General features: G+C 62.9%; 15 protein-coding genes. 4 read left to right on the plus strand and 11 right to left on the minus strand.

Going from position 1 to position 20,066, the window contains the following annotated elements; genetic code table 11:
- The first annotated feature begins 100 nt into the window (after nt 1–100).
- Complete coding sequence (locus tag C5J26_RS09540) at nt 101–1,054, plus strand: formylglycine-generating enzyme family protein (protein ID WP_105401548.1); 954 nt, start codon at nt 101–103, stop codon at nt 1,052–1,054.
- 74 nt (nt 1,055–1,128) lie between these two features.
- On the opposite strand, the gene C5J26_RS09545 is transcribed toward C5J26_RS09540, so the two are convergent.
- From C5J26_RS09545 to C5J26_RS09570, 6 genes are read right to left on the minus strand one after another with little or no spacing between them, the layout of a single operon-like run.
- The gene (locus C5J26_RS09545) at nt 1,129–2,790 is read right to left on the minus strand and encodes a glycoside hydrolase family 3 protein (RefSeq protein ID WP_105401549.1); all 1,662 of its coding nucleotides are present in this window, start codon (nt 2,788–2,790) and stop codon (nt 1,129–1,131) included.
- 12 nt (nt 2,791–2,802) lie between these two features.
- Nucleotides 2,803–4,563, minus strand: a complete 1,761-nt coding sequence (locus tag C5J26_RS09550; protein WP_105401550.1) for a sulfatase-like hydrolase/transferase — start codon at nt 4,561–4,563, stop codon at nt 2,803–2,805.
- Between the two features lie 3 nt (nt 4,564–4,566).
- Nucleotides 4,567–5,379, minus strand: coding sequence for an ABC transporter ATP-binding protein (locus tag C5J26_RS09555; protein WP_105401551.1), 813 nt, complete (start codon nt 5,377–5,379; stop codon nt 4,567–4,569).
- Entirely contained in the window at nt 5,376–7,139 is a 1,764-nt protein-coding gene (locus C5J26_RS09560; RefSeq protein WP_105401552.1) for a dipeptide/oligopeptide/nickel ABC transporter permease/ATP-binding protein, read from the minus strand. Before C5J26_RS09560 ends, C5J26_RS09555 begins: the two co-directional genes overlap by 4 nt.
- Nucleotides 7,136–8,077, minus strand: coding sequence for an ABC transporter permease (locus tag C5J26_RS09565; RefSeq protein ID WP_046665924.1), 942 nt, complete (start codon nt 8,075–8,077; stop codon nt 7,136–7,138). Before C5J26_RS09565 ends, C5J26_RS09560 begins: the two co-directional genes overlap by 4 nt.
- 12 nt (nt 8,078–8,089) lie before the next feature.
- A complete protein-coding gene (locus C5J26_RS09570; RefSeq protein WP_105401553.1) occupies nt 8,090–9,598 on the minus strand; it encodes an ABC transporter substrate-binding protein in 1,509 nt (502 codons plus the stop codon).
- A gap of 170 nt (nt 9,599–9,768) precedes the next feature.
- Here C5J26_RS09570 and C5J26_RS09575 point away from each other — a divergent pair, with 170 nt between their 5' ends.
- Nucleotides 9,769–10,719, plus strand: a complete 951-nt coding sequence (locus C5J26_RS09575) for a LysR family transcriptional regulator (protein ID WP_105401554.1) — start codon at nt 9,769–9,771, stop codon at nt 10,717–10,719.
- A gap of 113 nt (nt 10,720–10,832) precedes the next feature.
- Entirely contained in the window at nt 10,833–12,374 is a 1,542-nt protein-coding gene (locus tag C5J26_RS09580) for a sulfatase (RefSeq protein ID WP_172745809.1), read from the plus strand.
- Nucleotides 12,375–12,383: 9 nt separating this feature from the next.
- Here C5J26_RS09580 and iolB read toward each other — a convergent pair whose 3' ends face one another.
- From iolB to C5J26_RS09605, 5 genes are all read right to left on the minus strand, one after another.
- Nucleotides 12,384–13,193, minus strand: coding sequence for a 5-deoxy-glucuronate isomerase (iolB, locus tag C5J26_RS09585; RefSeq protein WP_105401556.1), 810 nt, complete (start codon nt 13,191–13,193; stop codon nt 12,384–12,386).
- Nucleotides 13,190–14,101, minus strand: a complete 912-nt coding sequence (gene iolE, locus C5J26_RS09590; RefSeq protein ID WP_105401557.1) for a myo-inosose-2 dehydratase — start codon at nt 14,099–14,101, stop codon at nt 13,190–13,192. The genes iolB and iolE overlap by 4 nt, the downstream gene beginning before the upstream one ends.
- 1 nt (nt 14,102) lies before the next feature.
- Nucleotides 14,103–15,926: a 3D-(3,5/4)-trihydroxycyclohexane-1,2-dione acylhydrolase (decyclizing) gene (gene iolD / locus C5J26_RS09595; protein WP_105401558.1), complete on the minus strand. Its 1,824-nt coding sequence runs from the start codon at nt 15,924–15,926 to the stop codon at nt 14,103–14,105.
- Nucleotides 15,923–17,851, minus strand: coding sequence for a 5-dehydro-2-deoxygluconokinase (iolC, locus tag C5J26_RS09600; RefSeq protein WP_105401559.1), 1,929 nt, complete (start codon nt 17,849–17,851; stop codon nt 15,923–15,925). The genes iolD and iolC overlap by 4 nt, the downstream gene beginning before the upstream one ends.
- Before the next feature lie 128 nt (nt 17,852–17,979).
- Nucleotides 17,980–18,792: a MurR/RpiR family transcriptional regulator gene (locus C5J26_RS09605; protein ID WP_105401560.1), complete on the minus strand. Its 813-nt coding sequence runs from the start codon at nt 18,790–18,792 to the stop codon at nt 17,980–17,982.
- A 166-nt stretch (nt 18,793–18,958) separates the two neighbouring features.
- On the opposite strand from C5J26_RS09605, the gene iolG reads away from it, so the two are divergent.
- A complete protein-coding gene (gene iolG, locus C5J26_RS09610) occupies nt 18,959–19,954 on the plus strand; it encodes an inositol 2-dehydrogenase (RefSeq protein WP_105401561.1) in 996 nt (331 codons plus the stop codon).
- Nucleotides 19,955–20,066: the final 112 nt, after the last annotated feature.

Consider the following 20,066-nt stretch of genomic DNA (forward strand, 5'->3'; position numbering starts at 1 on the left):
GCGTTTATACCTTTGCCAAGGCGAAGCCGTCGATGCGGACGATCAGGAGGCTGACGGCCGGAAAGTCCGTAAAAGAATAAACGCATATCAGGAAGAAGCGATGAGTGGATGCTGTTCAGGATCGAGACGGGAAACGGAGCAGGGAACATTCGACACACCTGCAAACACGATCTCTCGCGGCATCCGGGGGGAAACGATTGCCGTCAAGGGTGGCGAGACGTTCGTCGGAACCCATGCTCCGGTGATTTCCGCCGATGGCGAGGGGCCGGAGCGCAAGGTCTCGCTGCAGGATTATCACCTCGAAGCCGAGACGGTCACGGTTCGTCGGTTTGCCGAATTCGTCGAAGCGACCGGGTATGTGACGGAATCGGAACGCTTCGGCTCTTCCGCCGTGTTCGCGCCGCTGCTCGGTGACATCAGCCTTGCAACGGGTGGTGTCGTCGGCACCCCGTGGTGGACGCGCGTCGACAATGCCACATGGCGGCAGCCGGAAGGCCGCGGCAGTTCGATCGACGATCGGCTTGACCATCCGGTCACCCACGTCTCCTGGAACGATGCGCTCGCGTTCGCGCAATGGGTCGGCGGCCGCCTGCCGACGGAAGCGGAATGGGAACACGCCGCACGCGGCGGCAACCGCCGCCGGCGGTATCCCTGGGGCGAGGAAGAGCCGACCGACGAAGCGATCTTCTGCAATATCTGGCAGGGCCGCTTTCCCGACACCAACACGCTGCAGGACGGATATTTCGGCACCGCGCCGGCGCGCAGCTTCGCCCCGAATGAGGCCGGTTTCTACAATCTCGCCGGCAATGTCTGGGAATGGACCGCCGACCCTTTCAAGGTCCGCTCGCTGTCGAAACAGGCGAAGACGCGGAACGAGCATGCCAAGCGCTTTTCCGACAAGGTGCTGAAGGGCGGCTCGTTCCTCTGCCACAAAAGTTACTGCTATCGGTACCGGATCGCGGCGCGAATGGGCCTTTCCCCCGACAGCGCCTCGAGCAATACGGGCTTCCGGATCGCCTATGACATCGTAGCCGGAAAGGACAATGGCCCTTGATCGCAGGTGGCGTCGCGGTCTGGTCGATCGGTGAGCCCCACATGCCCTTCATCCGGCGTGCATGCCGGAGGCGATCAGTACCGGGCGTCAGGCGCTCCGGCGAAGGGATCAACGGGACTGTTGCGATTCCACGGCCTCCGCCCCATCAGCGCCTCCACCACGGCGGCCTGCATCGCCTCGTGGGTGGAATAGGCGTTTATATAGGTCGGCACCCGGGGGGCGTCGTAGAGACAATAGGGAAAACCGAAGGAAATCATCACGGTCGGCAGTCTCGTCCACGGCCGTCTCATGGCGGCCCTGAAATCCCCGTGAAGTGCCCGCCAATCCAGAAAAATGCGCCCGCGCGTCAGAAGCGTCTCTTCGCCGAACAGATAGAGGACGAGATCCTGCCCATCCGTATCGAGCGGCGTGCCATAGGGATGGAGGGTCATTTCGAAGCCCTCCGCAGCCAGCATGTCCGGCAGCTTGAAATCCAGCCTCGCATTCTGCATCGGTTCGACGATCCCGCCGGAAACGACGAGGATGCGGCGATGCTTTTCAGGGTCGAGCGGCAGCGTACCGTTCCTGTCCTTCACCAGTGTGGGCGCGCGCGCAAAAGCCTCGCTGGCCACTTCCTGGGCAGCCGGTTCCCTCACATGGGCCGGCATTTCGACGCTGCGATGCAGGCCGACCGACGCCTTGAGGGCGAGGACGCGTGTGACGGCATCGTGGAAACGCTCCGCCGGAATGCGCCCGGAATGGGCGGCGTCACGCACAGCCGCGATTTCCGCCTCCGGTCTGGAGGAGAAAAGAACCATGTCGCAGCCACTCGCGATAATCTCGATCTTCGCGTCATGCGCCGGCATCACGCCCGAAAGGCCCGCCATCTCGCTGGCGTCGGAGACGATCAAGCCATTGAAGCCGAGTTCGCCCCGCAGGAGTGCGGTATTGAGCGGCGCAGAGACCGAGGCCGGCAGATAGGCTTCTTCGCCTGCATTGGGATCGCGTTCCAAGACATAGGCCGGCAGCGCGATATGCGCCGACATGACCGACTTCACCCCCTGATCGATGGCGGCCTTGTAGAGCACGCCGAAGGTGGCTCGCCATTCTTCCATCGATAGGGGATTGATGGTGGTGACCAGGTGCTGGTCGCGTTCGTCATAGCCTTCGCCCGGCCAGTGTTTCACGGTCGCGGCAAGGCCGAGGCGCTGGAAGACGCGCATCTGCGCCAGTGCGTGACGTGCGATCAGCGCCGGATCCGAGCCATATCCGCGGGTTGCGACGATCGGGCTGCGAAAGGCCGCGTTGATATCCAGTACCGGCGTGAAGGACCAGTTGATCCCGACGGAACGGGCTTCGCGTGCCATCAGGTCGGAGATCGCCTCCGTCAGTTCGACATCGTCGACGGCGGCCAGCGCCAATGGATTGGGAATGGCCGTGCCGAAGGGGAGGCTCATGCGTGAGCCTTCGAGATCGGCGGAAACCAGCAGAGGGACCCCGGCCTGGGCCTGGATCGCTGCCATATGCGCGCGTTCCCCCGTGCCGTCTGCGCCGAAATAACGGGTGATGCCACCCGGCTGCAGCTCGCCGAGGCGGGCGATCTCCGCCTCGCGGTCGTCCCCGCGGGAATTGAGATTAAAAAGCTGGGCGGCGCGGGCGGTATCGTCCAGGGCCTGGAAGGTCTGCGTCACCCAGTCGAGGGCTTCGCGATCGAGATTGAAGGGTGATTTCGTCAGATGATCCAGTGTCGATGGCATCGTTCTCTTCGTTCATACCTGCTCTGTGAGCGCCCGCTCGATCGCCTCGAGCTTTTCCCGGTCCAGCTCCGGCCAGGCCGTTGCGGCCTGCACGAGCGTCTTTGCGGCGAGCGGGGCGGGCAGCGGCCTGTCCGCAAGACGAGGAACCTCCGCGATCAGGATGCGGCGCGTCGTTTCGTCGGCCATGAGTTTCGCGATCGGGATATTCGCCACCCGAGCCCCTTGTGGGAAATCGCTTGCCCGCGCCACGCTGCGCTGGCCGGAAACGACCTGCGCCCATTGTCTTTCAATGAGCAGATGTTCGTCGCGCACCGGCCCCGTCTCCGGAAGGCCGAGCCGCTCGAACTGGTCGGAGGGTGCATCGGAGGCCCGCATCAGATCGACAAGCAGCTCGGCCATCCGCAATTCGATCCTATCGTCTCTGAGCGGATTTTTCTGCTCGGGATCTGTCTCAAGGTCGTAGAGCAGCGTCCCGAACACCCAGGGCCCCCGGATCGTCCATCCTGGGACCCGCAGGACAGGAGCCCCTTTGGTGAAGGAGAAAGGCTGCGCAAGCTCCGCCTTGGACAGTTCGTCCGGAGAGAAGCGGGCACGCATGTGGGTCGGCATCAGCGTATATTCATGGAGCGGCGAATTGTCCTCGGTGGCGCAGCATCGCATGTAGACGTAACGGCCGTCGGTGACACACACGTGCCCCCCGAAATTCCCGAACAGCCCCGCCGTGCGGACCGGAACATCGTTTCTGACCGTCTCGAGAAGCGGTTTTCCCTGGATATCGGGCGTTGGCCGGAGGCCGAAGAGGTCGAGGAGCGTCGGCGCTATGTCTATGGTCTGAACGAGCGCGGAACGCCGTTCGCCGGCAACCCTGGCCCGCGGATCCCAGATGAAGAAGGGCGTGTGGATCGTCTCGTCGTACCACGGCATGACGGATTTACCCCACCAGCCCTTTTCGCCGAGCATATAACCATGGTCCGTGCAGACGATCAGCATCGTATCGTCCCACATGTTCTTCTCGTCCATCATGTCGAGCAGCCGGCCGAGATTGCGGTCGCACATCGAAAGCAGCGCCAGATAACGATGCCGCGCCTGGAGGACCCGTTCTTCCGGCTCGGTCACACGGTCGTAGGGCGGCCAGTCGAAATCCTCGCCGGTATCGGGATAGAGCGCGTGATATTCGGCATAGCTGAAAAATGGCTCATGCGGATCGAAGGTCTCGATCTGCAGCATCCAGTCGTCCTGGCCGGCATTGGTTTCGATGAATTGCAGGCCGGCATCGAATGTCCGCGTCTGCGGGTGGTCTCGCTCGTCCCTGAGATAGGCCCGGTTGATGGGATCCTGCCGCCTCATCTGGTAGAGGAAGTCGACGAGACGGGTTCGATCCACACCTTCGACGATGCCTTTCCAGAGGTCGCCTTCCTGGCCGCGAAAGAACTCGTGCGAAGAAAAGCGCGTGTGATAGGTCGCACCCCCGTCTTCCCAATAATGCTGATGATCGGTGACGAGGTGGGTGTAGATACCGGCGTTTCTCAGCAATTCCGGCACGCTGTCGTCGAACGGCTCGATCGGTGACCAGGACCGATGGAGAAAGTTGTACCTGCCGGTATGCATTTCGCGCCGCGCCGGCATGCAGGGCATGGACCCGGCATAACAGCGGTCGAACGTGGCCGTCTTTTCCGCAAGCCGCTCGAAATTCGGGGCATGGGCCGTCCTGTCGCCATAGGGCGGCAGAAGGCGGCGGTTGAGGCTGTCGAACATCAGGACGATGGCGCGCATGGTTTAAGCCGTCATTGCAAGGGCGCGGAACGCCGCGCGCCGTTCCGCCTGCCTTGCGGGATCGGCGACGGGCGCGGCGAGAAGCAGGCGCTTCGTATAGTCGTGAGCGGGGCGCGCCGTCACCTGATCGCATTCTCCGAATTCGACGATCTCGCCGAAACGCATGACCGCAACACGATGCGAAATGTGGCGCACCGCCGCCAGATCGTGTGAAACGAAAAGATAGGCGACGCCCGTCCGCTCCTGGATCTCGATGAACAGATCCATGACCCGCGACTGGGTGGAAAGATCGAGTGCGGAGACCGGTTCATCGCAGACGATGAGGCGCGGAGAGAGCGCCAGCGCCCGGGCAATGGCGATGCGTTGACGCTGGCCGCCGGAAAATTCGCGGGCGAACCGTTCCGCCGCGTCGCTTGGCAGCGCGACCTGATCGAGCAGCCTGCGGACCTGCCGGGAGGCATCGGCACGCGAGGCGAGCCGGCGCGCGACTATCGGTTCCGTCAGGATGTCCTCGATCGTCATCGACGGGTTAAGCGAGCTGTAGGGATCCTGGAAGACCGCCTGGATGGCCGCCTGGACTTTGCGGGCGCGGGGCAGTACCCCGGCGATATTCTCGCCGTCGAACCATATCTCGCCGGAGCTGACCGGACCGATGCCGAGAATGGCGCGCCCGAGCGTCGTCTTGCCCGACCCGCTCTCGCCCACCAGCCCCACGGTTTCACCGGGGCGGATGGTGAGATTGACGTGTTTCAGGACATGGTGGGCGCCGAAATGGACGTTCACGTTGCGGCAATCGACGAGGATCTGATCGTTCATGCGCGCATCCCTTCCGTCATCGGTGGTCGATATGTCCGCGTCATGCCATCTTCGAGAACGGATCCGAGAAGCATGCGGGTGTAGTCGTGCGCCGGAGCGGCGAAGAGGTCAGCCACGGTGTTGATTTCCACGATCCTGCCGTCCTTCATGACGGCCACCCGGTCGCAGCTGTCCGCCACGACACCGAAATTGTGGGTCACCAGCATGACCGCCATGTTGAACTCCTTTTGCAGGTCGCGCAGAAGGTCGAGCACTTCGGCCTGCACGGTGACGTCGAGCGCGGTGGTCGGTTCGTCGGCGATCAGAAGGTCGGGGCTGCAGGCGACCGCACCGGCAATGAGGACGCGCTGGGCCATGCCGCCGGAGATCTCGTGCGGATAGGCGCGAAACACCCGTTCCGGGTCCGGCAGCTTCACGCGGGCGAGCAGTTTCAGCGCCCGCCGCGTCGCTTCGGCACGCGAGATCCCGAGCACCGTCATCATCGGCTCGACGAGCTGGAAGCCGATCCGGAACGCCGGATCGAGATTGGCCATCGGCTCCTGCGGAACATAGGCGATGCGCCTGCCCCGAAGAGCCCGGACCTCATCTCCGGAAGATTTCCCGAGATCGATACCGTCGAACCGGATGGAGCCGGAAAGAACCCGGCCTCCGGGCGATAAAAGTCCGAGGATGGCAAAGGCCGTCTGGCTCTTGCCCGATCCGCTTTCACCGACGAGCCCCAGAACTTCGCCACGCCTGAGGCTGAGGCTCACGCCCTTGACGACTTCCCGCCAGCCCTCGTTCGCAGGATAGGCAACAACCAGATTCCGCACGTCGAGGAGCACGTCGGATGCGGTTTGCGGCAGCGGTTCGCTCACCGCCAGGGGAAGGACCTTCGGCGCCCTGACCTGAACACCGCCCTGCTGCATGCGGTCGCGGATGGCATTGGCAAGCAGCACCAGCGACGCCACGGTTGCCGTGATTGCCAGCCCTGGCCAGAGGATCGCCTGCGGCGAGACATAGATGTTGGAGAAGGCATCCTGCAGCATGCCGCCCCAGGTCGGCGTGCTGGGGTCGCCCAGCCCGAGGAACTCGAGACCGGACTGGACGACGATGGCGATCCCGGCAACGATGGAGGTCTGGATGACCACCGGCGCCCGCACCGAAAGCAGGATATGCCTGGTGATGATCCTGAGGTCGCTGAGGCCAGAGACCCGCGCCGCATCGATATAGAGCTCGTGTTTGACGCCGTTGACGAGATTGCGCGTCAGCCGGAAAAAGCCCGGCGACAGCATCACCCCGAAGACCGCCATCGACAGGTAGATCGAGGCCCCGAGCGCCTGGTAGAAGGCGAGCAATACGATCAGCGCCGGCAGTGCCATGATGCCGTCGGAGATCCAGCGGGCCACCAGATCGAGCTTCCTGCCGTAAAAGCCGGCGAAGAGCCCCGCCGTCACCCCGATGGATGCCGCGATGACGACCGTGATCAGCGCGCCGAGGAATGTGTTGCGGCCGCCATGGACGAGACGGCTCCATATGTCGCGGCCCGAACCGTCGCCGCCGAGGAGATAACCGTCGCCGGCGACGGCATTGACCTTGAATATCTGGACGGCGGACGGATCGTTGGGGGCAAGCAGAGGCGCGAAGATCGCCGATGCGATGACGATCAGCAGCGCCAGCGCCGCGACAAGGCCTGTCGGATTGGTGAGAACCGAGCGGACGAAATGACGGCGTTGCGAAGCGGCGGGGATTGGCGGCTGGGCGGTGTTGATATCGCTCATGACATCCTCACCTTCGGATTTGCCCATGCGTTGAGGAAGTCTATCAATATATTCACCAGAACGACCACGATGATCAGGGTCACGACCACTCCCATGAGCACGGGAACATCGCCGATCAGCGCAGCCGAGACCGTCAACGATCCCATGCCGGGAATGGCGAACACGCGCTCGATGACGGCGGCGCCGCCGAGAAGCGCGATGAACTGTACGGAAAGAACGGTCAGCGCCGCCGGCATCGCGTTGCGCAGCGCATGGCGATAGAGCACCGAACGGGGGCTGACGCCGCGGGCGCGGAGTGTGCGCACATAATCCTGCTTGAGCGCATCGATAACCGCGCCCCGGATCTGCTGGGAGGCCGAGGCTATCCCCGAAAGCACCAGCGACGTTACGGGAAGCACCAGGGAAGCCGCCCATGCGGACGGTGAAGCGCTGAACGAAACATAACCGGTTGCAGGCAACAGGCCGAGCTCGACCGAGAAGGTGAGGACCAGCAGCAGGCCAAGCCAGAAGTTCGGCATCGCAAAACCTGCGACGCTGACGATCTGGATGGCGCGGTCCGCCCAGCCGCCGCGGACAGCCGCGGCGATACCGAGCATCGCCGAAAGGAGCGCCATCAGCGCCACGGCGATCGTCACCATCGACAGGGTGACGGGCAGCCGGCTCGCAAGTGCCGACGCCACGCTCTCGCTCATCGTCCATGACGGGCCGAGGTCGCCGCGGACGGCATGGCTCACCCAGTCGCCGAATTGGACCATCAGGGGTCGGTCGAGCCCCAGCCGGCTGTTCAGCGCCGTCACCTGGTCGGCCGTCGCGTTCTCACCGAGGATGTTGCGGGCGACGTTGCCCGTGGCGCCGAAAACCATCATGAAGGTTACGGTCGAGACCAGGCAAAGCAGCGCGATGCCGGAAGCGACCCGTTTCAGAAGATACCGTATCATCGGCGTCCGAGCTCACTTTGCGGGCGCATAATTGCGCGGCCAAGGCACGATGTTCTGCGCCTGCATCTGGACCTTCACCTGCGCGTTGGAAACGTAGATGCTGTCGATCCGGAACCAGGGCGCAAAGAAGGCATTCTCGACCATATATCGATTGGCGGCCTGCATCGCGGCATTCTGATCCTTGCCCGGAGGCGTGTACTGGGCGGTCTTCAGGAGAGCCTCCAGCTTTTCGTCCTTTGCCTTGGAGGTATTCCAGGGGGAGTTTGCGAAGGCGAATTTGTTGAAGTCGGCCCAGGGCGACTGGCTGCCCAGACGGAAGAGGAACATCGGGTATTTGCCCGACAGCAACTCGGCGATCGTGACGTTCGGCGGGACTTTCACCCAGCTGACGGTGACGCCGATATCCTTGAGCTGCTGGGTGATGATCGGCGTGTAGGGAGCAAGCGTGCCGATATCCGGCATCGTGACGCTGAAACCGCTTGCATAACCTGCTTCGGCAAGCAGGGCACGGGCCGCCTTCGGGTCATATTGATAGGTCCCGTCGAGCGATGGATCAAACGCCTCGCTCGGCGGGACGAAAGGCTGATCCGTAACCTCCCCATAACCCCTGGCGACGAACTTCAGGATCGCTTTTTCATCGAATGCCATATTGAGCGCGCGCCGGACCCGGACGTCGGACAGCGCCTTCACCATTTTGCCGTCGCGGTCGGAGAGAAACAGACCCAGCCAGTCCACGGGCAGTCTGGAAACCGTCAGCTTGCTCGCCTCGGCCTCGGTGACGACCTGCCCTTCGCCCGCGGCGGCATCCACCTGGCCGGATTTCAACGCATTCATCCGCGCGCTGAGATCGTTGATCGGCGTCATCGTCATGGTTTCGAACGGGAAGGCGCCGGCGTTCCAATAATCCGGATTGCGCTTGTAGACGTATTGCCGCCCGGTCACCGAGCGCGCCGTGTCGTAGATGTAAGGCCCGGAGCCGATCGGGAGCATTTTGGAATCAGCCTTGCCGAGCGTCGCGGGGCTCGCCATGGCGCCGCCGACGGTCGCCAGATTGAAGAGCATGCCCGGATCCGGTTCCTTGAGATGCAGCTTTACCTCGGCGGGGCCGACGATCTCGACATTCTTGATGGCGCCAGCCATCCAGGTGTTCTGCCCGACGCCATCGCGCAGATATTCGAGGTTTGCCTTCACCGCCTCCGCGTTAAAGGGTGTTCCGTCGGTGAACTTGACGCCTTCGCGCAGCTTGAGCGTCAGCTCCGTGCCCTCGCCGTTGAAGCGCCATTCGGTGGCCAGGTTCGGCATCGTCTTGCCGTCGGGGGCCGTATAGAGCAGCGTGTCGAAGACCGGCATCCAGTATTGGGCGCGATGGCCGATGGAAAGGCCGGCACGGTCGAAGGTGTCGTTATCCAGAATGCCGGCAAGCGCAAGCGTCTCGGGATTGTTCCCGACCTCTGCTTGGGCGACTGGCGGCACGGATAAAAAAGCCGCCGTCAAGGCGGACAAAATCAATCGGTTTCGCATGCTCTCCTCCCCGAGAGCCTGACTTGCCCGCTCCCCGGCCAGACAGGCTGCATGTAGCGAATAAGATCCTGCCAGATACATATTCTTGGCGTTCCGAAGCCATACCAGTTGAGGCAATGCACGAAAAATGCAATTAACGGCGTGACCGATAAACGAAGCTTATCACTGCCATGCTGGATCAGATCACCCACCTCTTCCGTCTGCAGGCGATCGTGGAGGAAGGCAGCCTCCGCCGGGCCGCCGAGCGGCTGAACCTCACGCAACCCGCTTTGTCTCGATCTCTCGCCCAGTTGGAGGCCCATTTCGGGCGGCCGCTTCTGGAGCGGCACGCACGCGGTGTCCGTCCGACGCTGTTCGGCGAGAGGGTTTTATCAGAATCGCTGCGGATGATGCGCCACTGGGAAGTGGCCGAGCAGGAACTCATGTCCGACAGGGCAATAGGCAAGGCCTATCTGCGGATCGGCGCCGGACCGATGTGGCGTCCGGCAATCCTGCCGGAGCTGCTCGTCGACATGCAGCGGCGGTTCCCCAAGATCGTGTTCGAGCTCAGGAACAGCCGTTATGCGACCTCGATCACCGATCTCCTGGAGGGGCGCCTCGACATGCTGTTCACGGGAATGACGGTCGATGATCCGCAAGACTTCCGCCTTGTTGCGCTTCCGCTGACGAAAGTGATCAACAATGTCATGGCCCGCGAGGATCACCCGATCTTCGCCGCACGCGATGCGGCGGGCGCGGTTCCGCCGGAGCGCCTGCTCGATTATCCCTGGCTCGTGCATTCCGAGCTACCGATCTATCAGGCCACCACCCAGCACGGTCTTTTCGAGCGGCTGGGACGGGAGCCCGATATCCGGTTGAGCTGCGAGAGCCTGCATTCGACATTGTCCATCCTTCAGCGGAGCGATTGCCTCTGCCTGCTGCCCGATGCGGCCGTACTTGCGACGTCCTGCCCGCGCATCGTCCCGGTGCCGGTCAATCTCAGTTACAGGCACACGCGGACGGGGGTGATCTATCGCGAAGAACTCGGCGACTGGGCTCCGGTGCGCCAGCTGATCGCACTCTGCAGGGAGCTCTTTCATCTCGATAATCCACCGGAGGCCGGGCAAGGCGATCGGCAGTGATCAGTTTTCAGCATCGCTTGCTTCTGAAATTGCATTATTGGCGCATGGCCTGACGCTGTATCCTTGATCAAGGCGGCGGGTTCGATGGTTGCGACCATAGGTATTCCTGCCGCATGCGAGGGAGGAAAGACTTGCGACCGAATATCCTTTTCATCATGTCGGATGACCATGCCGCGCGGGCAATCTCGGCCTATGGCGCTGGTCTCAACCACACCCCCAATATCGACCGCCTCGCAAAGGAGGGTGTGAGACATGACGCGACCTATGTGACCAATTCGATCTGCACGCCGTCGAGGGCCGCGATCCTGGCCGGCACGCACAACCACGTCAATGGCGTCACGACGCTCGTGACGCACATGAACAATCGTCTCCCCAACGTGGCCAAGCTTTTGAAAGCGGCAGGCTACCGCACCGGCATATTCGGCAAATGGCATCTCGGCGAAGGGCCCCTCCACGAGCCGAAGGGGTTCGATGACTGGGCCGTCGTTCCCGGGCAGGGTGATTATTGGGACCCGGCTTTCATAGATCGTGATGGCCGGCGGCGAATTCCGGGTTATGTCACCGATATCATCACCGACAAATCGATCGATTTCATCGAACAAGGCGACGGCCGGCCGTTCTTTCTGATGTGCCACCACAAGGCGCCTCATCGCCATTTCGTGCCCGACCCCAAATACAATCATCTCTGGGCGGAGGAAGATCTTCCGCTGCCGTCGACGTTCAACGACGATTATTCCGGCCGCGCGGCCGCCGCCGCCGCAGCACGCATGCGCGTTCGTTCCGACCTCAACTGGGAGGACCTCGGGTTGGTGCAGCCGGAGGGGCCGGCCACTGTCGCGGGCGAACTGATGCTGGATCAGATCCAGGTTCGCCGCGTGCCCGAACTTAAAAGTGGCGAAAGCATCACCGTGGTCTGCGCTTCGACCGGCCGGAACTACACATTCAGCGATCCACAGGCTTTCGCGGAATTCAAATACCAGCGTTACATGAAGCGCTATCTCCGGACGGTTCAATCGATCGACGACAATGTCGGCCGCCTGCTCGACTACCTCGATGAAAAAGGCATGACCGAGAACACGCTGGTGATCTACACCTCCGACCAGGGCTTCTTCCTTGGTGAGCACGGCTGGTTCGACAAGCGTTTCATGTACGAGGAAAGTCTGCAGATGCCGTTTTTGGCGCGTTACCCGGCGGCGATCCCGGCCGGCACGACCAGTCGCGACCTCGCCTGCAACGTCGACTTTGCGCCCACCTTCCTGGACTACGCAGGGGTGCGGACGCCTTCCTTCATGCAGGGGCGGTCGATGCGACCCGTGCTGGAAGGGCGAACTCCGGACGACTGGCAGCAATTGGTGTACCATCGCTATTGGATGCACAACGATGCCATCCATGGCGCCTGGGCGCATTACGGGGTGCGCGACGCCCGCTACAAACTCATCTACTGGTACAATGACGATCTGGGACAGCCAGGCGCCAGACCGAACGGCGCCCCGCCGGAATGGGAATTATTCGACTGCGTGGAAGATCCGCACGAGTTGAGGAACGTCGCCGACGATCCGGCCTATGCGGGCGTTTTCCGCGAGATGCTCGACAAGCTCGACACTCATATGGCCGAGATCGGCGACATCGCCGAGCATCCCAGGGAACTGATTTAGGCAACCGGCTTAGGGATTGTCCCTTCTGAAGATCCAGTCGTGGTCCGGGTGGTTCTTGAACCGCCATTTGCGGATCGGGCCGGCCATGACGTTCAGATAATACATTTCGTAGCCATAGGGCGCGCCGCAGGGATGATGGCCCTTCGGCACCAGCACGAGATCGTGGTCCGAGACGGCCATGGTCTCGTCAAGCGAGCCGTCTTCGGTGAAGACCCGCTGGAAACCGAACCCCTGCGCCGGGTTCAGCCGGTGGTAATAGGTTTCTTCCAGATAGGTCATGTCGGGGAAATTGTCCTCGTCATGCCGGTGTGGCGGATAGGAGGACCAATTGCCAGCCGGCGTGAACACCTCGGTAACCAGAAGGCTGTCGGCGACGTCCCGCTCTTCCATGGCGATCGGGAAGATGTAGCGGGTATTGGCGTCCTTGCCGCGGGTATTGAGGGAAAGCCCTTCCGGCCCGATCACCGCCGCTTCGCGCCCGGGCTTGGCCGGCGCGGTGCAGACAGCGAGCGTGCATTCGGTGGTCGCCTTGGCGCTCCAGTCGGAACCAGCGGGCACATAGACGCAATGCGGCGGCTTGCGCTCGAAGACGTTCATCCGGTCGCCGAGTTCGCCGAAAGCGTTGCCGCCTCCGGAGATATCCGCCCTGCCCTCGACCAGCACGAGGATGACTTCCGTCTCGCCTGTCTTTTCGGCAGCACTTTCGCCCGGTTTGAGGCGGTAGAGGCCAAAGCCGACATAACCCCAGCCGGCATCCTTCGGCGTGACGTCATGCACCTTGCCGAATGCGCCCTTCGGCTTGCGCAGCAGGTTCGTCATGCGTTGTCCCTCCCCTTGTCGAGTCCGGCGGCTTGCGCCATCGCCTTCAGCGAGGAAAGACCCATGCTCTGGTATTCGAAGGGGTTGCGCACGTCCGGATCCTGTTCGGCTTCGATCACCAGCCAGCCCTCATAACCATGCTCGGCGGCGATTTTCAGCACCGGGGGGAAACCGACGCCGCCTTCCTTGTCGCCCGGGACGGTGAAGACGCCACGGCGGACGCCTTCGAGAAAGGAAAGACCTTCGTTCCGCACCTGCGCGGCGATATCGGGCCGGACGTTCTTGGCATGGATATGGCCGACGCGGGCCATGTGATTGCTTGCGGCGCGCTCTGGGTTGCCGCCGCCGAACAGGCAATGGCCGGTATCGAGCAGAAGTTTTGCATGCGGGCCGGTATGGGCCATCAGCCTGTCGATCTCGTCTTCGCTTTCGACGATCGTGCCCATGTGGTGGTGGTAGACGAGCGTGATGCCCTGTCCGGCCGCAAACTCCGCCAGCGCCTCGACGCCAGCGCCGAAGGATTTCCACTCGCTGTCGGGGAGTTTCGGACGGTCGTTGACGGCCTTGCCGTCGTCGCCATGGATGGCGTTCGAGGTCTCGCAGACGATGATGACGTTTGAGCCCATCGCCTTGAGGAGGTCGAGCGCCGGCTGCATCGCTCGTTTCTCGTCCTCGACGGAATTGACGAGCAGGTTCAGCGAATGCCAGCCGGAAACATAGCGCAGCCCGCGCGGCTCCAGCACGGCCTTCAATGCTGCCGGCTCCTGCGGGAACTTGTGGCCCTTCTCGATGCCGTCGAAACCGATCCTCGCGGTCTCGTCCAGGCACTGGTCGAGGCTGATATGAGCGCCAAGCGAGCGGTCGTCATCGTTCGACCAGGCAATGGGGTTGGTACCGTAGAGGATCATGTCAGCGTCTTTCCTTGAGTGCGGCTTCGTAGGCGGCGCGAGCTTGCGTGACTTCAGCGCGGGTCGAGACCTCCGGCACCGCGACGTCCCACCAGTATCCCCCGCCTTCAGGCGTCGGATAAGGATCGGTGTCGATGACAATAACGGTTGCGACCTTCGCTTCCCGAGCACCGTTCAGCGCGCCTTCCAGATCCGCGATCGAGGAGACCTTGCGGGCATCGGCGCCCATCGCGGCGGCATGGGCGGCGAAATCGATCTGCATCGGATTCGCCTGATTGGTGTGCGCATAGAGGTTGTTGAACTGCTCGCCGCCGGTCGCCATCTGCAGCCGGTTGATGCAGCCGTAACCGCGGTTGTCGGTGATCACGACGGTGATCTTGACGCCCATGGCAACGGCCGTCGCAAGCTCGGAGTTCATCATCATGTAGGAGCCGTCGCCGATCATGACGATCACGTCGCGATCCGGCTCCGCCATCTTGATGCCGAGCCCGCCGGCGATCTCGTAGCCCATGCAGGAGAAGCCGTATTCCATATGGTAGGAGAGCGGCCTGCCTGCCTTCCAGAGCTGGTGCAGCTCGCCCGGCATGGTGCCGGCGGCGCACATGACGACCGTATTGTCGCGCGAGGCGCGTTGCACGGCGCCGATCACCTGCATGTCGGTCGGCAGAAGATTGCCGTCCTTGGGGGCGGCGGTGACCGCATCCGCATTGGCGAACCAGTCCTCCTTGAGCCCGGCATCCACTCCTCGGAAACGATGATCGCCGAGCGCCGCACTCACCAGTTCCAGCCCGACCTTCGCGTCCGAGACGAGCGGGATCGCTTCGTGCTTGGCACTGTCATAGGGCTGGACATTGAGCGACAGGATACGGCGTGTGGGATTCTTGAAGAGCGCCCAGGAGCCGGTGGTGAAATCCTGGAACCGGGTGCCGACGCCAATCACCAGATCGGCGCTTTCGCAAACGGCATTGGCGCTCGAAGCGCCGGTCACGCCGACCGGACCGAAATTCGATGCATGGTCCCAGGGCAGCGCCGACTTGCCGGCCTGCGTCTCGACGACCGGGATATTGTGCCGGCTCGCAAACGCCGCGAGTGTGCCGGTCGCGCCGGAAAAATGCACGCCGCCGCCAGCGACGATGACCGGGTTCTTTGCGGCCCGGATCGCCTCGAGGGCACGATCAAGCTCGTTCTCATCCGGCCGCGGCCGGCGCCAATGCCAGGTCTTCGGTTCGAAGAAACTCTCCGGATAATCATAGGCCTCCGCCTGGGTATCCTGGCAGAAGGCCAACGTCACCGGTCCGCAATCGGCCGGATCCGTCAGGGTCCGCATGGCGCGCGGCAGCGCGGTCAAAAGGTGTTCCGGCCGGCTGATGCGATCGAAATAACGGCTGACCGGCCGGAAGCAGTCGTTGACGCTGGCAAGACCGTCGCCGAAATCCTCGATCTGCTGCAGGACAGGATCCGGACCGCGGTTGGCGAAGACGTCGCCCGGAATGAAAAGCACCGGCAGGCGGTTCACATGCGCCAGTGCCGCCGCCGTCACCATGTTGAGCGCACCCGGTCCGATCGAGGAGGTCACCGCCATCGCTCGGCTGCGGCGCAGCTGTTTCGAATAGGCGATCGCCGCATGGGCCATCGACTGCTCGTTCTGGCCGCGATAGGTCGGTAGGTCAGGCCTAATGCCCGCCAGCGCCTCGCCCATGCCTGCGACGTTGCCATGTCCGAAGATCGCCCAGACACCGGCGATGAAGGGCACGCCCTCCTCCGTCATCTGGTTTGAGAGATAGCGCACCATCGCCTGCGCGGCGGTCAGTCTCACCGTTTTCATCGCCCGTTTCCTCCTCCGCTGCCAGCTCTTGCGCGTGCCGTGTCCCAGGCCGTGCAGAGTCCGCGGTATTTTCGCACCATGTCGGCCACTGCCTCGTCATCACCGATCGTGCCGGCAAACCAGCGCCGCGCCGCATCGCCAAAAATCGTCCGGCCGACGGCAAAACCCTTCACAAGGTCAAAGCGTGCCGCGGTGGCAAAGCTTTCCTCCAGCTCCGCCATCGGCGCATCGAGCCCGAGCACGACGATGCCGCGCACATAGGGATCGTGCTTCTCGATCGCGGCGCAGGCATTCGCCCAGGCGGCCTCGCTCTTCATCGGCTCGAGCTTCCACCAATCGGGATAGACGCCGATCTCATAGAAACGCTCGATTATATCGGCAACGGTTCGATCGTTGACCGGGCCGACCTTAGAGGGGATCACCTCCAGCAACATTTCCAGCCGGTTGCGGCGGGTGGCGGCAAACAGGCGCTGGATCACCTCTTCCTGTTCTTCCCGCATCTCGGCCGGGTCATCGGGATGGTAGAAGCAGAGAACCTTGGCGACATTCTCGACCGGCCATTCCGTGATGCCGCCGAAATCGGGACCGAGCTCGGGCTCCAGGGTCAGCGGGCGCGAGCCCGGCCATTCCACCGGCCGGCCGATCCACAACCCCGTGCCGGTTGCCTTGTAAAGCGTCTCGCGGCCGAGCCGCCCGTCGCAGAGAATGCCGTAGCCCTGCCTGCCGTCCGAGACGTCGAGCGCGGCCTGCAGGCAAAGCGCCTTGAACGCGTCGATCCGCTCCGAACTCTGGCCCGCCTCGTCGGCAATGGTTTCGAGCTGGATGCGGTGATCGAAGGCAAAGACCCGCAATTGCGGCCACTCGCCGGTCCGGTTGGTCGACCAGTGTACCTGCTCCAGCGCGCCGTCCTTGCGCAGCGCCCTGTCCCGGATGCCGGTGCGGAAGAAATACTGCAGCTCTTCCCAGCTCGGATAGGCCGGCGTGCAGCCGTGACGCGAGACGGCGAAGGCGCCGCAGGCATTGGCGTATTTCAGCGCCGTCGGCCAGTCCTCGCCGGTGAGCCAGCCCTTCAGCAGGCCTGCCATGAAGCCGTCGCCGGCGCCGAGCACGTTGAAGACCTCGATCGGAAAACCCTGCCCCGTCTGGCCCTTGTCGAGGCTGTCGGGGATATCGCCTTCGAAGACGGCGGCGCCCATCGGGCCGCGCTTGCAGACCAGCGTCGCCTTGGAAACGGCGCGAACCGCTCTCAGCGCCTCGAGCGTATCGGTCGAACCGCCAGCGATATGAAATTCCTCTTCCGTCCCGACCAACAGGTCGAACAGATGCAGGCTCGATTGCAGCTTGGCGGTCACCTTGCCGGACTCGATAAAGCGGCTTTCGCCGGCCTCATGGCCCGCAAGACCCCACAGGTTCGGGCGATAGTCGATGTCGAGGGCCGTGCGGGCGCCGTTCTCGCGGGCGAGCCGCAGCGCCTTCAGGACGGCAGCCTCGGTGTTCGGGTGGGAAAGATGGGTGCCCGTGGCGCAGACGCAGCCCGCTTCTGCAATAAAGGCCGGATCGATATCGTCTTCGCAAAGCGCCATGTCCGCGCAGTTCTCGCGATAGAAGATCAGCGGAAACTGGTGCTGGTCGCGGATGCCGAGCAAAACGAGCGCCGTCAGGCGCTCCGGATCGGTCTTGACGCCGCGCACGTCGACTTTCTCGCGGATCAGCTGCTCGCGAATGAACCGGCCCATATGCTCGGCGCCGACGCGGGTGATCAGCGCCGATTTCAGCCCGAGCCTTGCCGCACCGGCGGCGATGTTCGTCGGCGAGCCGCCGATATATTTGTTGAAGGAGGCCATATCCTCCAGACGCCCGCCGACCTGCACGCCGTAAAGATCAACGGACGAACGGCCGATCGTGATGAGATCCAGTGACGCCAAGACTTCCTCCCTCGCGGCGGTTGGGCTTTATGCCCGTCGATACCGCCCGGAACCGGCCGATCCTCCCCGGCCGCCTCCACTCAGAAATGGACTATAAATTCTATTTTTCTATTTTTCAACATAAACATTCACTCGGATCGCTTTGTGCCCACCGCCACCGACAGCACGATGGCCAGACAGAGCGTCGCCGACAACGAGCGGAAAGCGCCGAAATCAACCTCCGAGACGGAAAGTGTGATCGCCTCGAACTTCCGCAAGGGGCTGACGATCGTATCGGTCAGGGCCACGACCGGGATGCCCCGCGCGCTCACTGCCTCGACCATATCCACCGTCTCTGCCGAATAGGGAGAAAAGGTGACCGCCAGCAGCACGTCGCCGGTCCGGATGGCATTGTGGTTGTCGAGCCCGCCGACGCCGGAATGCAGCATGGCCGGAACGTTCATCTTCTCGAACGCATAGGAGATGTAGCTTGCGACCGGAAAGGAGCGCCTGAGGCCGATGATGTGGATCATCTGGGCCTTCGCCAGCGCCTCGACGGCCGCGTCCAGGGTCTTGGCGTCGATCGTCTTCAGGAGGTTTTCGAGGGAGGCGCGGCCCGCATCGACGAACTCGCCCAGCAGGGCGGAAGCGCTGCCCTCGGCCTTTTCCCGCAGGTTTTTCAGCCGTGTCGAATAGTCCGGCCAGCCGCCGGCGTAGGACTCGCGAAACAGCCGTTGCATTTCGGAGAAGCCGGAAAAGCCGAGGATCCGGCAGAAACGCATGAAGGCCGAAGGCTGCACGCCGGCCCCTTCCGCCATCTCGGCCACCGTAGACACCGCGATCCGGTCCTTGTTGGCCGCGACATACTCGGCGCATTGCCGCAGCCGTTTCGGCAGGCTCTCCGAAACGTCGATCAGCCGTTCTTCGAATTGCTTGATGCTGGCGGGCGCCCTGTCCTCCATTCGGTCCTTCCGTTCTCCTTGACATGGATGAAATCACAAACTAGCAAAATAGAACATATATTCCAAATTTCGATTTGGACAGTCTGAAACGCAGCAGGAAAAACGGCTGCGTTGCCCGCGCAGGCGGGTCTGGCTGAAACAGCGGACAATGTCACGGGAGGACATCATGGTCACGAAACTGGCGCTTCTCGGCGCAGGCCGGATCGGCAAGGTACATGCGCGCGCCATCGCGGAGGACAAGCGGGCGAAACTCGTGGCGGTCGTGGATGCCATGACCGACGCGGCGCAAGCAATTGCCGACAGCACCGGCTGCAAGGTCAGCACGATCGACGCGGTCGAGGCCGATCGCGAAATCGATGCCGTCATCATCTGCACACCGACCAACACCCATGCGGACCTGATCGAACGCTTCGCCAAGGCCGGCAAGGCGATCTTCTGTGAAAAGCCGATCGACCTCGACGTGGACCGCGCCAAAGCCTGCGTCGAGACGGTCCGCAGGACCGGCGCCAAGGTGATGCTCGGTTTCAACCGCCGCTTCGATCCGCATTTCCGGGCGGTGCGACAGGCGATCGACGACGGCAGGATCGGCAAGGTGGAAATGGTGACGATCACCAGCCGCGATCCCGGCCCGCCGCCGGCCGAATACATCAAGGTTTCCGGCGGCATTTTCCGCGACATGACGATCCACGACTTCGACATGGCGCGTTTCCTGCTCGGCGAGGAAATCCACAGCGTCATGGCGTCCGGCGCCGTGCTGGTCGATCCGAAAATCGGCGAGCTTGGCGACTATGACAGCGCAAGCCTCATCCTGACGACGAAAAGCGGCAGGCAGGCCATCATCTCCAACTCCCGCCGGGCGAGCTACGGTTACGACCAGCGCATCGAGGTGCATGGATCGCTCGGCTCCGTCGCTGCCGAAAACCAGCGGCCGGTCTCGATCGAGATCGCCAACAAGGACGGCTATACCCGCCCGCCGCTGCACGACTTCTTCATGACCCGTTATACCGAGGCTTACGCGGCGGAAATTTCCGCCTTCATCGACAGCCTCGAAAGCGGCTCGGCCCCCTCGCCTTCCGCCGAAGACGGTGTGATCGCGCTGATGCTGGCCGACGCAGCCGTGCGGGCCGTCAAGGAAGGCAAGTCGATCGTTATCGACGAATAAAGTCCAAGGCATCTGAACAACAACGGCGCGGCTTTTCGGCGAAAGGCCGCGTCAAGATTGTCTTGCGTTGAAGCCCCGTGAGCATGCATGATGGACGAGGTTCATCGCATCA

The sequence above is a fragment of the Neorhizobium sp. T7_12 genome (genome assembly GCF_002968535.1).
Taxonomy (GTDB): domain Bacteria; phylum Pseudomonadota; class Alphaproteobacteria; order Rhizobiales; family Rhizobiaceae; genus Neorhizobium; species Neorhizobium tomejilense.